This is a genomic window from Bradyrhizobium sp. URHC0002 (genome assembly GCF_054059515.1).
The window spans coordinates 4,049,947-4,063,796 of sequence record NZ_JBSSCF010000001.1 but is presented as its reverse complement, the minus strand read 5'-3'; the positions used below and the strand labels follow the sequence as shown (position 1 = coordinate 4,063,796).

The window sequence follows — 13,850 nt, the reverse complement described above, 5'->3', positions numbered from 1 at the left end:
AGAATCTCTCGAAGGAATTGTTCGGCCTACCGGGCCGCGATAGCCCGGCCGGTCAGGATATCAAGGCCCCGGATGCCCATCACTCTCGCCTTCCTGAACACATTGGTCATGCGATCGCCGAAAGTGGTGACGACGGGCTTTCGGATCGTACCGATCTGCTGGTCTTTCAGATAAGGCGCCACCACCCGTTCCGCTTCCGCGAGCGCCGCTGTGTAAGGCTCGTAGAGTTTGTGCTTCATCAGGCTGGAAAACGGCGCATGATACAGCCGGTGGCTGTTGAAGTAATACCCGCCGCTGCGCTTGACCCCGAAAAAATGAAAGAACAGCAGCTTGTATCGACGCTCGATCTCGACCTCGCCGTCGTTCCACTGCAGATGATAGTCGGCAAAATTCCAGGGCGCGAGATTGGCTCCGAGATGCGATATGACATGGACACCGCCAAACATTTCCGGCAACCGGTCGAGATAGCGCTGGTCGGCGAAACGGTCGCCCTCAACCCGGTCATAGCACCATTCGATGCAGCGCTCGCGCCACCAGCGCAGGGCCTGGATCCCGTTATCGCGCCGGCGAACGCTGACCCAGCCCACATTGTAGAGTCCAAACCGGCGCTGACCTTCCAACCCCCGGGCGAAACGATGCGGAATGATGCCGAACGCCGCGTCCTTCATTTCATCGTAGATCGGATCGGGTGACGCGAAGAAGAAGAGGTCGCTGTCGAGATAGGTGACCCACTCCGCATCCGGCTTACTGTTCAATACGAAAAGTATCCAGGCCGGCGAACACGTGAAATAATATTCGATCAGGCTGCGCGTGGGCCGCGTGGCAGCGACGTCCGGGCTGGCGTCTTCGAAGTCGGCAAGCCGCACCGGCACCAGATTGGGCAGATCGAGCGCCGTCAGGGCCTGGTGGCAGGCCTCGCTCAGGCACAGCACCCAGAGCTGCGCGCCCGGCGCATGCCGCTGCAACGAATGGTAGAGCGCCAGCCCGCGCGGCAGGTAGTTGTGATCGAAGTAGGTACAATAGGCGCGGTAGGCCATGATCCCCGTCGCAGCTCAGGTCGCGAATTGCGCCGGTGCGTCACCGACATTGCGTAATAAAGCGCCGCAATGGGCCATTCCTATCGCACCCATAACGACGGCGCAACGCGTGCATGTCCGCGTAAACCATTGAAATATTTCCGCTATGGGGTCCGGAAAGCATTTTGTGCAGCGGTTGGCGCGTGCTAACGAGACCCCTCACCCCGCTAACCGCGAAGAGTCGGCGCATGAATCGCAAAGGTATCATTCTGGCAGGTGGCCGCGGCACGCGGCTTTATCCGCTGACGCTCGCGACTTCGAAGCAGCTATTGCCGGTCTACGACAAGCCGCTGATCTATTATTCGCTCACCACGCTGATGATGGCGGGCCTGCGCGAACTCCTGATCATCACCACGCCGGAAGAGATCGACCAGTTCAGGCGCCTGCTCGGCGACGGGCAGCAGTGGGGCATCGAGCTTTCCTTTGCCATCCAGGATCATCCCGGTGGCATCGCGGAAGCTTTCCTGATCGGGCGGGATTTTCTCGCCGGCGGATCCTCCGCGCTGATTCTGGGCGACAACATCTTCTATGGCGATAATCTGCGGGCGCTGTTGCGCACCTCCGCGCAGCAAGAGCGCGGCGCGACGGTATTCGCGTGCTGGGTCGACGATCCCGAGCGCTATGGCGTCATCGAATTCGACTCGTCGCATCGCCCCTTGCAGATCGTCGAAAAGCCGAAAGCTCCGAAATCCAACTACGCCGTGACCGGTCTGTATTTCTACGACGAACGCGTCGTCGATATCGTTCAGGAGATGAAGCCGTCGCCGCGCGGCGAACTCGAAATCACCGATGTCAACCAGTGGTATCTGGAGCACGGCGAACTTCATGCCGAGCGTTTCGGCCGCGGCTACGCCTGGCTTGATGCCGGCACACATGAATCGCTGCTCGAAGCCTCCCAGTTCATCCACATCGTGGAGAAACGTCAGGGCCTGAAGATCGCCTGTCCCGAGGAGGTCGCGTTCAGCCAGGGCTTCATCGACGCCGAACAATTGCTGCGCCTTGCCGAGCCGATGAAAAACACCGGCTACGGGAAATATCTCATCCGGCAGGCGGCGATTCCGCGCTAGAGCGTTTTCCGGCGAAGTGGAGACCGGTTCGCATCAAGAAAACGCGTCGAATCAAAAAACTGGGGCCCGTTCCGATTCCATCGGAACGGGTTCTCTAGTGGGGGATCGCCGCAGTCAATCGCGCGCGGACGCTTTCGACCGCGAGCGGACTTGCTGCCACCGCCACCACCGCCAGCCATAGCCCGCATTCCACGAAGAACCGCAACGGCTCTGCCAGCGGGATGGCCAGCCGGATCGCCGTTCCCAACGCCCAGCCGGCGAGCGTCACCGTGACCATCAGCGCGGCCACGAAGAACAAATGCCGCAGCGGATGCTGCAGCGTTTGCCGGATGATGGTCCGTCCCAACACACCGAATTGGATCAGGAGCTCGCTGGCGACGACGGCGATGGCCGCCCCAAGCAGGCCGATCGCGGAAATCAGGATCGCCGACAGAACGAGGAACAGGACGAGCTGCAACGCTTTGGTCCGGAGCAAAAGCTGCCCCCGATCGCTGTAATTCGCGTAGCCCAGTGCCAGGATCGAGGGGGCCGCGGCAGCCGTACCGATCAGCAGGACAAAGGTGAGCGAGCGATCGTAGGGAACGGCGCCGTGTGTCCAAAGCGCAAAGAAATCCGGCCAGAACGGCAACAGGCCGGAGACGACGACGCTCGCCAGCAGCGCCACCAGCACGGAGCCACGCGCGTAGAGACCCTGCAGCCGCTGCCGGTCGCCGACGGCATAATCGTGGCCAAGCTCGGCGGCCAGGGGAAGCGTCGTCTGCACGCAAAGCACCCGTATCAGCCCGGCTACGACACGGGTCAGGCCCCATTGCGCTACTGCGACCCTGTCAGACACGAGCGCGCTGACCAGCAGCACCGCCAGATTGAGCAATGCGAGGTCGGCGGCGCTTGCGACGGCGAACGGGGCCGCTTTGCGAAACTGGCCGGCGATCCAGCCCGCCGATCGCGTTGCGCGGAGCCCGCGCAAAAACGGAAACAGCCGTGGGGCATCGGACATCAGGAGATAGGCCGCAACCAGCACTTGCGCCGCGACATAGACGACGGTGACGTAAAACAGGCTTTGGGTGAGCGTGACGGCCACAAATTGCCCAAGCAGGGCTCCGAGCATCCCGAGATTCATGAGCTTGACCGCCCGCCCGTACAAGCCGCGCGCACGGTAAAGCGCCGCTGCAATGTTGACCGGCAGCGTGAGCAGCGTGCCAACGATCATCGCGCCAAAAGCCAGGTCAAATTGTGCGATCGCCCCAAAGCCGAGCATCGCGGAAGGTGGAAGCACATGAATGAAGATCAGCGTGACGACAGCGAGCGTCCCCGCGAGTCCAAAATAGATCCGCCGCAGTTCGGCATAGAACTGGCCGGTACGACGATCGCTGTCGACGCTGGACTTGAACGCAAGAAAACGGTTGATGGCGCGAAATTGCAGGCCGGCATCAACGATCAGAACGAGATTCCCGGCGGCATAGATCGCCAGCCACGCGGCGAGCACGTCGTTCGACCAGTAGTGCAGGAAGATGGGGACCAGCGCGACTTGCTGTGCGATTCCCAACGCCATTTGCAGGAAATTCGCCGACCAGCCTTCCGAGAGACGGCGCGCGCGGCTTGGGGAACCGGTCATCGACGCCCTCTCCGGAACAGTGCGCTCCAATGGCATGCGGTCAAGACGACAACGGCCTAGCCATACATTTCGACTGGTTTCTGCGACGCTACAAAATACAGATTGTGCCGGGTCGGATAGACGGTGTCCCACACGCGCACGAATTTGAAATGCGGCGTGAAGAAGCGCCGCAGATCTTCCTTGTCCTTGAATTCGTACTCGTGCAGAGCGTTGCTCTTCTTGCCGGTCTTATCTTCGGTCAGCGTGTAACCGCTGAGGATGCCGTCAGCACCGAGGCGCTCGACGATCTCGCCCATGATGGTGTCGATTTCCTTTTCGGTGAAATGCTCGATCGCCGCGTCCCAGACGATGTTGTCGAACGGCCCCTCCGGCAATCCGGCGCGAATGTCCTGCTTGATGAAGGTAATGTTCGGCGCGGAATTGTATCGCCTGGCGTGCGGGATCGCATCCTCGTCGAAATCGAGAGCAATGACCGACCGCGCTCTGGTCGAGTAGAAGTGCCTTGTGTTGAAACCGTCGCCGCAGCAGATCTCGAGCATCCTCGAATTCTCTTTTAGGACGAGCCGGGAGAACACGCCGCGCTCGACCCACAGACTGTTGTTCGTTGCGCCCCATTGCCAGTACTGATCGAGAAAATGATCGAACCATTCGGGCCGCGGCTTGATGCCCCATTGCACGGCAAACTGCGCAAAGTGGGTCCAACCGACCAATAGGCGCATGAACCAGTTGATACCCTTCAGGACGGATACCAGAAGCCGCTTCAACGAACATCTCCCATCTTGATCGAAAAGTCCGGGGATTCCGGGGCCGCCACGGCGCGACGAAGCGCTTTTCCGGCCGTCACTAACGTATGCAACAACAATCAGCAAGCCCGCCGGGCGCGGCAGGTTCGACGCCCATGCGCTTTGGCGACTGCGGCCGCCAGAACATCGGTGTCGCACAACCGGGCGGAGATCGACTGTTGATTCCTGCCGCGAAAACCGCCAATTTGCGCACTCTCGAACCAGGAGCCAGCGCCCTGGCAAGCACCAAAGTGAAACAGTGACAGCAGATTACATTCCGTTCAACCGGCCCTATGCCACCGGCAAGGAAATGGTTTATGCGGCCGAAGCGCAGCGCAATTATCATCTCTCCGGCGACGGAGCGTTCACCAAAAGCTGCCATCAGTGGATCGAAGAGCACACGGGCTGCACCAAGGCGCTGCTGACCCACTCCTGCACCTCCGCGCTGGATATGGCCGCGCTGCTGCTGGACATCAAAAGCGGCGACGAAGTGATCCTGCCTTCCTACACGTTTGTGTCCACTGCGAACGCTTTCGTCCTGCGCGGTGCGGTGCCAGTGTTCGTCGACATAAGGGAGGACACGCTCAATCTGGACGAACGGCTGATTGAAGAAGCGATCACGACGCGGACGCGCGCGATCGTGCCGGTGCATTACGCCGGGGTTTCCTGCGAAATGGATTCCATCGTTGCGATCGCCCGGCGTCACGGTCTTCGGATCGTCGAAGACGCTGCACAGGGAATCATGGCTGGTTACAAGAACCGGGCGCTCGGTGCGATCGGCGATCTCGGCAGCTTCAGCTTTCACGAGACGAAAAATATCATCTCCGGTGAAGGCGGCAGCCTGCTGGTGCGCGATAAAGAGCTGGCGCAGCGCGCTGAGATCATTCGCGAGAAGGGAACCGATCGCGGCCGGTTTTTTCGCGGCGAGGTCGATAAATACACTTGGCAGGATGTCGGTTCGTCGTTCTTACCGAGCGAGATTAACGCCGCCTTCCTGTGGGCGCAACTCGAAGAGGCGCAGCAGATCACCAGCGAACGCCTGGCGATCTGGCACCGCTATCATCAGATGCTCGACCCGCTCGAACGGCAGGGCTTGCTACGCCGCCCGATCGTGCCGACGAATTGTCAGCACAACGGGCACATGTACTACGTTCTGCTGGCACCCGAAATCGATCGCCAGCAGGTACTTGACGGACTGAAACAGAACGGGATCCGCGCAGTATTCCACTATGTCCCGCTGCATTCGTCGCCGGCCGGCCGGCGCTATGGACGTGCGCATGGCGAGTTGGCTTTTACGACCTCGCTATCGCAGCGCCTAGTCAGGCTACCGATGTGGTTTGGCTTGAGCGAAACCCAGCAAGCGCGAGTGTGCGAGGTGCTTACCGCGCTGTTGAAAAAATAGCTCGAAACGAAGGCCATCTCGCCGTTCCTTGGCGTGAGCGCGGAACGAATGGGGCATAGGGCGTCTGGAAACGGCCTAAGGCGGGCCATCGGACGCTGCCGCCGGCGGTTTGGCGTGTCTCGCCGCGGGACCTGGTCGGGCGACCGTTGGAGGCCTTACTGGGCCCGCCGATGCGGCGTAATGGAGGCGAGCGTCTCCTTTCCGCCATATCATCTCCAACGAACTGTCGGGCGCGGGAGCGGCCCTGCCGCTGATGCACGCCGACACGGTCAGCCTGAGGGGGGCGAGATCCCTGGCCCCGTCCCGGCGGGGGGCGGGCCGCGATCATGCGATGCCCCATGGACTCTCCACACGAGAACGGCGACAACCTGAGGGTTCAGCCGGCAGAGGCTCCCTGATTCCATATGGCGCCAGCTCAACCGTCAGGTTCCGGCGAAGTCAAGTTTTGGTTCCGAATACAATGCGCATTTGTATCATCCAGTCCTGCTACATTCCCTGGAAGGGATTCTTCGACCTCATCGGTAGATGCGACGAATATGTGATGTTTGACAGCGCGCAATACGTAAAGCGGCACTGGCATAATCGCAATCGCATCAAGACCGCCAACGGCACGGAATGGCTCACCATTCCGGTCATCGTCAAAGGCAGGTTCGACCAGGCGATTGACCAGGTCGAAATCGAAAAACCGTGGGCGGAAAAGCACTGGCGCGCGATCGAGCTTGCCTATAAGCGCGCCGCGTTCTTCGAGCATTTTGCGCCGGTGGTGAAGAACTGGTATGAAGCCGCAGACAAGCTACGTCGCCTGAGTGATGTCAACGCGGTCTTCCTGCGCGAGATTTCCAAGTTGCTGGGGTTGAAGACCCGGATCGTCAGTGACGCCACTTATCCCTCGCACGGCTTCAAAACCGAACGACTGTTGGGGATCGCCCGCGCAGCCGGGGCCGATTGCTATCTCAGCGGCCCCTCGGCGCGCTCCTATTTCGACGAACAATTGTTCACGTCGGCTGGAATTACGACGGAATGGATGAGCTACGAAGGATACCCCGAATACCCGCAGCTTCATGGAGACTTCGAGCACGCTGTGACCGTGCTTGATTTGCTTTTCCATGCGGGGGCCGAGGCGCCTCAGTATCTCAGCAGAAAGGCCTAAGATACGATGCAGTCGGCGGAGGGAAACTCGACGAGGTTAAAGCTTTGCTTCGGAACCTCTTCCAATGTTAGCTACTTGCGTACAATCGTCACGGCGACCGCACGTGCTGCCGAGTCCGCCTTTTGCGGAAAACGACGTCTCGGGATGATTATGTTTTTTGCCCGCTCTGGTTCCATTTCGGAACTGCAGCGGTGCGCGATTTACGTCGGACTGCCGCTCGTCGCAATATTCGGGGTGCTGGCTTTCGGCAACCCGCTTTTCGACGGAAATGATGATGCCGGCCTCGCCATGTTGGGCTCCGGTTTCGGACTTGCTGTTGAGCCTGAGCCGCATCTCATCTTTTCTCATTTCGGTTATGGCATTCTCCTAGGATTAGTCAGCCAATTCGCGGGACCTTGTGCGCACGGCTGGACCACGCTGGCGGCGCTCGGTCTCAGCATGGGACTGTATGCGCGAGCCCTGTGCGAGCAATCGCGGCCCAACGGGTATCTCGTGGGAGCCGCAGTGATCATCGCCGTCGGTTGCGTGTTTACGCGAGCGCTCTTACTCCAGCAGTTTACCAGCACTGCAGCAGTCCTGTTTGGGGCAGCCATTGGCTGCTGGTTGGCCGTGTTGCGAAGCGGAGCGCGGTCGCCATGGCTGCGTACGGTGATTTACACGGCGATCGTCCTGAGCTTCCTGATCCGACCGTTAGCGGTAACTCTGGGGCTCGTCGTTGTCGTCCCTGCCCTGATTTGGCTCGCATGGTTCGGGCCGGTGAATAGCCGGAGACCAACGTTGCGTCTTATGGCTGTAATCGCAGTGATGGCGGCCGCGATATACGTGACGGACAATGCAGCTTATTCGCTTTCGCCGGGCTGGCGTGACGCCTTGACGTACAATCAGGTAAGGAGCCTGTTCAACGACTATTTCCGCATTCCATGGATTCCCGGAGCTCCCGAATATGCCAAGGTAGGGTGGTCGGAAAATGACCATGCCATGTTCATGAACTGGTATTTCCTTCATCCGATTTTCGATTACGACAACATCAATTATCTCGCGCGAACACTTCTGACGCAGGCACCACTCTTTGCGCCGTCAGGAGTGCGCGACTGGCTATGGACGCTTCTGGATTCTCCGCTTTTGATTGCGATCTGTGTGAGTGAGCTTCTGTTGCTTGCTCTGCTGCCATCATGCCGCGTCATTTTAGTGCTGCTGATGATTGGCACATTTTTCGCGCTAGCGATCTCTGGCTTGACGGGGCGGCCACCGCTTTTCCGTGTTCAGTTTTCCGCCCTCAGCGTCTCGTTTCTTTGCATGCTCCCCTTTCTGCTCACGAAGGAATCAGGTGCATGGCCTCTTCGCAGCCTGGCAGCCGTTCTGCTTCTTGGTATTGCGCTGCACGCGGGATGGACAGCGGTTCGGGCCCACAGTGGGGTATCAACGCAAGCGACGGCCTATCGCGCCAAGCTTCTCGAGGCACATTCTTATTTCACCGGAACGGTGATCTCCTGGGGATCCGCCTTCGTATGGGAATGGTTGATTACGCCAACAAAAGTGTATGCACCGGTCAACCGTGCTATCATTCCCTCCATTGGCGTAGCCACCAGGATGCCGGTCACGCAATCTACCTTGGAGCGACTCGGCATAAGGGACCTCGGAGCAACACTTTGCACCAAGCCGGACATTCGCGTGATCGCGCGCACGGTAGATATCAAACGGCTCCAAACATTTTGCGAAGAGCACTATCAAACGCGCCCAACCTACGATCTGGTGTTCAGTCATCCAATGACCGAAATTCATCTTTCTGGAATCCCCGAGCAGCTACAATGATTTCGGCCCCACCTGCACCAACCTAGATCATCTGACAGAGCGACCAAATGCGAGAAATTGTCATATTTGGCACTGGCGAAATTGCTGAGCTTGCCGACTACTACTTCACCCGCGATTCAGCATTCAAGGTCGTGGGCTTCACGGTTGATGCGGGGTATTTGAAAGAGACAACCTTTAGCGGGCGCCCAATTGTGCCGTTTGAGGAAGTAGCAACCACATTCCCGCAGCAACAATACGGGCTGTTCGTGGCCGTCAGTTACTCCAAGATCAACGATCTTCGGGCGAGTAAAGTCGCGGCAGCCCGCGCCCTTGGCTACGACCTAGTATCCTATGTAAGCAGTCGGGCGACCGTATTCCCCGAACTGCAGATCGGCGAAAACTGCTTCATTCTTGAGGACAATACTATCCAGCCTTTTGCCCGAATCGGCGCCAACGTCACGCTATGGAGCGGCAATCACATAGGACACCACTCGGTGATAGAGGACGATGTTTTCTTGGCGTCTCACGTCGTGGTATCCGGCGGCGTCAGGATCGGCCAAGGCAGCTTTGTAGGCGTCAATGTTACCTTGCGCGACCACGTGACAATTGGAAAAAAATGCATCATAGGCGCCGGTGCGCTGGTGCTTGAGGATCAGCCGGACTTTTCTGTCGTTGCCCCACGTGGCACCGAGCGCTCGCCCGTGCCCAGCACGCGGTTGCGGCGCATCTGAGGGATCGTCCATGCGATGGAAGAAACTTGGACGTATTTTCGTGGCCGACAGCCATTCGGAATGGTTGCACAGCCATGGTACTGTCCCTATCGCGCGGCCGCTCGGAAACTATCGCTACCGCGTCTATTTCAGTGCGCGGGATCGACAATCACGTTCCAACGTGAACTGGCTCGACATCGACATTCGCAATCCCACTAAGGTATTGAACTTGTCGAGGCAGCCGCTGCTTGCACCGGGGCCTCTGGGCTGCTTTGACGACAACGGCGCGATGGCATGCTGGATCATAGAGCGCGACGGTATAGAGCGCCTTTTTTATCAAGGCTGGAATCTTGGTGTGACTGTGAGTTTCTACGTTGCGGTCGGCGTTGCCGAGCGGCCGGCCGGCGATCCGGATCATCCCTTCGAACGCATCAGCGCGGGACCAATCCTTGACCGTTGCATGGCGGAGCCGCTCTTCATCACCAATCCCGCAGTAATGGTCGAGAATAACGAGTGGCGCATGTGGTATCTGTCCGGACGTTCCTGGACCCGGCACGCCGATAAAGTGCTTCCGTCTTATGACGTTCACTATGCCGATTCGTCAGACGGAGTGCATTGGAACCTCACCGGCCAACAAGTCTTGACCTTCGAGCACCCTGGCGAAATCGCGATCGCGCGGTTCTGTCCGCTACGCGAAGCCGATGGAAGCTACAAAGCCTGGTACTCGTACCGCGGCAACGACTGGGGCTACAATATCGGCTTTGCCGTCTCTGCGGACGGTTTAAGCTGGTCCCGCCGCGACGATAAAGCCGGGATCGACAGTGACCCAGACAGTTGGGAAGGTTCGATGATCTGCTATCCATTCGTGTTCGACACCGAGATCGGAAGGATGATGCTGTATAACGGTGGACGATATGGCGACGCCGGTTTCGGGATAGCGGTTCTGGAACAGGAATAACCCAAGCATTATGCGTGCCGAACGATCACTGTAAATTCGTAGAGACCATAGTCCTGTAAAAGTGCCACCGAGCGGCCGTAACGATCCAAGCAGTACGACAGCATCTTGCCTGCATCAGCATAATACAAATTGGTGGCCCGACGCTCCGGGTCGCTCGAGAGGCTAAGTACATTGAAGGCGAAGCCGCGGCGCCCGACACGTGCCAGGATTTCGATGGTTTCGAGCACGTAGCGCTCCCACACTTCGACCGGAGCATCACCTTTGACATTCAAGATGCCGCTTGCGATCGCAAGATCTACCCTCTCCTCTGGCTCAGCTCCAACTCGCCATTGGCGATCTGCTCCCTGTCCATGGAGTCGCAGCGCCTCCGCGATCATATCCGGCGCAATGTCATAGCCAATGTACCGACCGCGGTGCCCTTCCGCGCGAAGGAACCGGAAGAAGTCTCCAAAACCGCAACCGAGATCCAAAAGGGAGGCGTCGGGAATGCCGTCAAGCAAGCGAAGAAACTGCCGATGGCGCAACTCGTGTGAGGCAACGCCATTCCAATCGACCCCTTGCGGGGTCGAACCGTGTGCCGCTAGCTTCGACGCATAGTAAGTCGCGACGCTGTTGCGGATGGAATCCGATTCGCTCATTTATTGTCCTGGTACCACTGCAATCACCGCTTCACAAACAGGCATTCGCCCCATGCCGGAAAAGTTGCGTCCTCGTCATAGAGCGTGTGATAGATAGCATGCTTCCTCTCAAATCCATTTTGTTCAAGCAATGCGACAATATCGCCCTCAAGTGCGCCATTCTCATACATCTCAACAAGATTGACCTCCGAGACGACGGCGTCGGTAGAGGACAGCAACTTTGTGGCGCCCTTAAACGCGAGCAATTCGGCTCCCTGAATGTCGATATTGATAAAATTGTAGTCGGTGTACGCAATTTGATATTTCTCAAAAAGCGCATCAAGGGTGATAGCCGGTACCCGGATCGTTTTCGGAGTATGGAGCGTCTTCACGATCTGCTTAAATCGTTTCATCGGCAGAATGCTTGCCGGCTCGGTACTTCCAGAGCGGCTCGTATGGATATGAAAGTCGATCGCGCCCAACCTGTCGCAAATCGCATAGTTGAAAATTTTGACTCTGGGATCGTCGCCGAATTTCGAAAGTAGAACCTCGCAACATTCGGGATTCGCCTCAATCAGAATGATGTTTTGAAATCCGTAGCTGAAATACTGCGCGACTTCCTGGCCGACGTCGGCGCCTACATGCACGATGCCAGTCCTGGCGAAGCGGCAAAGCTCCTCGTGCTCGAGGATATTCTTTAGATCGTGAAAGTGATCTTGCCCGGCAATGGCCGACGTGGCTGGCGGCTTCACGTTGCAGCCCCGACCTGCACGGGCTTCGTGGCTTTCGCATCGTAATCCGAACTCACAATGATCGGCAGGATCATCCAACGTCCGTCGTTGCTACGCCAATCGTAAGGTAGATCAGGATCGATAGACTCTACCCCATGCTGAATTCCCGGCGACATCACCAGCAAATCGCCCGGCTTCATGTAGGGATCGAGATATCCCTTTTTGGCGCCCGCGTCCGATCGGCCAAAGACGCCACCCTTTGAATAGTCCTTACCAAATTCTGACGCGGCAATGAGCGTCTGGACTTGGGCGTGCTTGCCGACGGGGTCGATATGTTCTGCTTGGTATCCACCGCCCCTAGGGTAGTGGTGAATGTTGATACGCGCAATGAATCCGTCCGACGGCACATTGCCGAGAAATTCCGTTTCAGGAAAACCCGCCAGAAAATTTTTCATCAGGAATATCTCGGAGAAGAAGTCGAACTTGTCCTTATTATGCGGGTACCAGCCATGGTAATAAAACGCATGCAGCTTCTGCTTGACGTACGCCTTCGGGTAATTTTCGTGCAGACGATGATAATCCGGACAATCATCGTGCAGCGGATGCCAGCTCGCCTCAGATGTCAGTCCGATTTGAAACGCGGCGTCTCGAAGTTGAAGAATGTGACGAGCGTCGTAAAACGCCTTTACCACGAACGCTTCCGGCGCGTTGATATGTTCCATGAACTCGTTCGTTCGCGAATAAACGAAATCCATGAAGTCTTGCCGCGAAATCTCATTGACGCGCATAGATCATTCTCCTTCTCATCAGCCACGTTCTTGGCCGGCAACAAAACTAGAATTGTTGATGGGCTTCGGTCTTGCCGCTCAGGGCATGTATCCCATCCAGCTTGTTAACCGTCAGGTCGGGTTTGGTCGGCTCCGCGCGATGGACACGACGGACCACAGTGTAAGGCCGTCGCTTGGTCTCGATCAGAATGTTGGCAATGTAAATCCCGAGAATACCCAAGATGAGCGTAATCAACCCGCCCAGGAACCAGATTGAAACGATCTGCGACGTAAACCCATCGACGCCAATACCTGATGCGAAGTATCGGGCGACGAAATAGACAATTACGATGATCGACAGACCGAAGATTGAAATGCCGGTGTACAAGATCAGATAGAGCAGCTTCGTCGAAGTGGTCGTCAGAAATTTGATTGCCATTTCGATACGCATGCGGAGCGAGTATGTAGTCGGCGAAAGCGCATGCTTGTGGATCGTAACGGGAACCTGCCGGTACCCGGTCAGTTGCATCAAATGAATCATCATGAACTCGTTGTCGAGATGACGAATGAGCGAACGAACATAGTCACGCGTCATCAGGCGAGCTACAACGGTATTTCGCGGGATTTTTTGATCGCTGACCGCATCGACGAAAGAGAAAAATATGGTCCCGGTAACGCGCTCGATCAAACCGCCACGCCGCGCCTCCTGGACGCCGAACACTACGTCGCAATCCTCCTTGACCAGTCGATCATAAAACGGCGTCAGAAGTTCGGGCTCCTCCTCCAGATCGCTGTCGACCAGAAACACTAGGTCGCCGGTAGCATGAGCAAGACCCGTCATTAGCGCCTTGTGGTGGCCAAAGTTGCGCGCAAGATCGACTACCACCACCCTCGGATCCGCCTTGTGTAGCGCAAGCGCGCGAGCCAGACTGTTATCCGGCGAGCCGTCGTTGACCATAATGAGTTCGATATCGTTTGTAATGAGCTCGGCTGCCGCCAGCGCACGGCGGCAAAATTCGTCGATCGTCGCCGCCGACTGATACAGAGTTGTGACGATTGAGAGTCTCACGCAGCGTCCTTGTCAGATATCGCGAGCGGTGGGATATGGTCGGAACTCACGGGCTGCGCGAAGTAACGCCGATTTTCGAGGCGTCCGACCGACGGATTAGGAACAGACGGCCGCA

13 protein-coding genes are annotated in these 13,850 nt (G+C 57.8%); 6 read left to right on the top strand and 7 right to left on the bottom strand.

Annotated features, from left to right (window positions below):
- Positions 1–26: 26 nt before the first annotated feature.
- Positions 27–1,037: a hypothetical protein gene (locus ACVWVY_RS19685; RefSeq protein ID WP_456627933.1), complete on the bottom strand. Its 1,011-nt coding sequence runs from the start codon at positions 1,035–1,037 to the stop codon at positions 27–29.
- A 227-nt stretch (positions 1,038–1,264) separates the two neighbouring features.
- Here ACVWVY_RS19685 and rfbA point away from each other — a divergent pair, with 227 nt between their 5' ends.
- Positions 1,265–2,143 (top strand): glucose-1-phosphate thymidylyltransferase RfbA, encoded by an 879-nt coding sequence (gene rfbA, locus ACVWVY_RS19680; protein ID WP_456627932.1) that lies wholly within the window; start codon positions 1,265–1,267, stop codon positions 2,141–2,143.
- Between the two features lie 94 nt (positions 2,144–2,237).
- Here the strand turns inward: rfbA and ACVWVY_RS19675 are convergent, their stop codons facing one another.
- Together ACVWVY_RS19675 and ACVWVY_RS19670 are read right to left on the bottom strand one after the other, a co-directional pair.
- A complete protein-coding gene (locus ACVWVY_RS19675; protein WP_456627931.1) occupies positions 2,238–3,758 on the bottom strand; it encodes a hypothetical protein in 1,521 nt (506 codons plus the stop codon).
- A 56-nt stretch (positions 3,759–3,814) separates the two neighbouring features.
- On the bottom strand, positions 3,815–4,522 hold the full coding sequence (locus ACVWVY_RS19670) for a class I SAM-dependent methyltransferase (protein ID WP_456627930.1): 708 nt from the start codon (positions 4,520–4,522) through the stop codon (positions 3,815–3,817).
- Between the two features lie 277 nt (positions 4,523–4,799).
- Here ACVWVY_RS19670 and rffA point away from each other — a divergent pair, with 277 nt between their 5' ends.
- From rffA to ACVWVY_RS19645, 5 genes are all read left to right on the top strand, one after another.
- Entirely contained in the window at positions 4,800–5,942 is a 1,143-nt protein-coding gene (rffA, locus tag ACVWVY_RS19665) for a dTDP-4-amino-4,6-dideoxygalactose transaminase (RefSeq protein WP_456627929.1), read from the top strand.
- 460 nt (positions 5,943–6,402) lie between these two features.
- Positions 6,403–7,092, top strand: a complete 690-nt coding sequence (locus ACVWVY_RS19660; protein ID WP_456632254.1) for a WbqC family protein — start codon at positions 6,403–6,405, stop codon at positions 7,090–7,092.
- A 144-nt stretch (positions 7,093–7,236) separates the two neighbouring features.
- Complete coding sequence (locus ACVWVY_RS19655; RefSeq protein ID WP_456627928.1) at positions 7,237–8,904, top strand: hypothetical protein; 1,668 nt, start codon at positions 7,237–7,239, stop codon at positions 8,902–8,904.
- A gap of 47 nt (positions 8,905–8,951) precedes the next feature.
- The gene (locus tag ACVWVY_RS19650; RefSeq protein WP_456627927.1) at positions 8,952–9,614 is read left to right on the top strand and encodes an acetyltransferase; all 663 of its coding nucleotides are present in this window, start codon (positions 8,952–8,954) and stop codon (positions 9,612–9,614) included.
- A gap of 10 nt (positions 9,615–9,624) precedes the next feature.
- Positions 9,625–10,551: a hypothetical protein gene (locus tag ACVWVY_RS19645; RefSeq protein ID WP_456627926.1), complete on the top strand. Its 927-nt coding sequence runs from the start codon at positions 9,625–9,627 to the stop codon at positions 10,549–10,551.
- 8 nt (positions 10,552–10,559) lie between these two features.
- On the opposite strand, the gene ACVWVY_RS19640 is transcribed toward ACVWVY_RS19645, so the two are convergent.
- The 4 genes from ACVWVY_RS19640 to ACVWVY_RS19625 are packed head-to-tail and all read right to left on the bottom strand — an operon-like array spanning position 10,560 to position 13,735.
- Positions 10,560–11,189 (bottom strand): class I SAM-dependent methyltransferase, encoded by a 630-nt coding sequence (locus tag ACVWVY_RS19640; RefSeq protein WP_456627925.1) that lies wholly within the window; start codon positions 11,187–11,189, stop codon positions 10,560–10,562.
- A 23-nt stretch (positions 11,190–11,212) separates the two neighbouring features.
- Positions 11,213–11,920 carry an FkbM family methyltransferase gene (locus ACVWVY_RS19635; protein ID WP_456627924.1) on the bottom strand — a complete coding sequence of 236 codons (708 nt, stop codon included), beginning with the start codon at positions 11,918–11,920 and terminating at the stop codon, positions 11,213–11,215.
- Positions 11,917–12,687, bottom strand: a complete 771-nt coding sequence (locus ACVWVY_RS19630) for a hypothetical protein (protein ID WP_456627923.1) — start codon at positions 12,685–12,687, stop codon at positions 11,917–11,919. The genes ACVWVY_RS19635 and ACVWVY_RS19630 overlap by 4 nt, the downstream gene beginning before the upstream one ends.
- A gap of 46 nt (positions 12,688–12,733) precedes the next feature.
- Positions 12,734–13,735 carry a glycosyltransferase family 2 protein gene (locus tag ACVWVY_RS19625; protein ID WP_456627922.1) on the bottom strand — a complete coding sequence of 334 codons (1,002 nt, stop codon included), beginning with the start codon at positions 13,733–13,735 and terminating at the stop codon, positions 12,734–12,736.
- Positions 13,736–13,850: the final 115 nt, after the last annotated feature.

Bases quoted from the DNA above. Each gene is read 5' to 3' on its own strand.
- ACVWVY_RS19630 (WP_456627923.1), bottom strand. From the start codon at position 12,687: ATGCGCGTCAATGAGATTTCGCGGCAAGACTTCATGGATTTCGTTTAT.
- ACVWVY_RS19675 (WP_456627931.1), bottom strand. From the start codon at position 3,758: ATGACCGGTTCCCCAAGCCGCGCGCGCCGTCTCTCGGAAGGCTGGTCG.
- ACVWVY_RS19640 (WP_456627925.1), bottom strand. From the start codon at position 11,189: ATGAGCGAATCGGATTCCATCCGCAACAGCGTCGCGACTTACTATGCG.
- ACVWVY_RS19645 (WP_456627926.1), top strand. From the start codon at position 9,625: ATGCGATGGAAGAAACTTGGACGTATTTTCGTGGCCGACAGCCATTCG.
- rfbA (WP_456627932.1), top strand. From the start codon at position 1,265: ATGAATCGCAAAGGTATCATTCTGGCAGGTGGCCGCGGCACGCGGCTT.
- ACVWVY_RS19685 (WP_456627933.1), bottom strand. From the start codon at position 1,037: ATGGCCTACCGCGCCTATTGTACCTACTTCGATCACAACTACCTGCCG.
- ACVWVY_RS19660 (WP_456632254.1), top strand. From the start codon at position 6,403: ATGCGCATTTGTATCATCCAGTCCTGCTACATTCCCTGGAAGGGATTC.
- ACVWVY_RS19655 (WP_456627928.1), top strand. From the start codon at position 7,237: ATGATTATGTTTTTTGCCCGCTCTGGTTCCATTTCGGAACTGCAGCGG.
- ACVWVY_RS19650 (WP_456627927.1), top strand. From the start codon at position 8,952: ATGCGAGAAATTGTCATATTTGGCACTGGCGAAATTGCTGAGCTTGCC.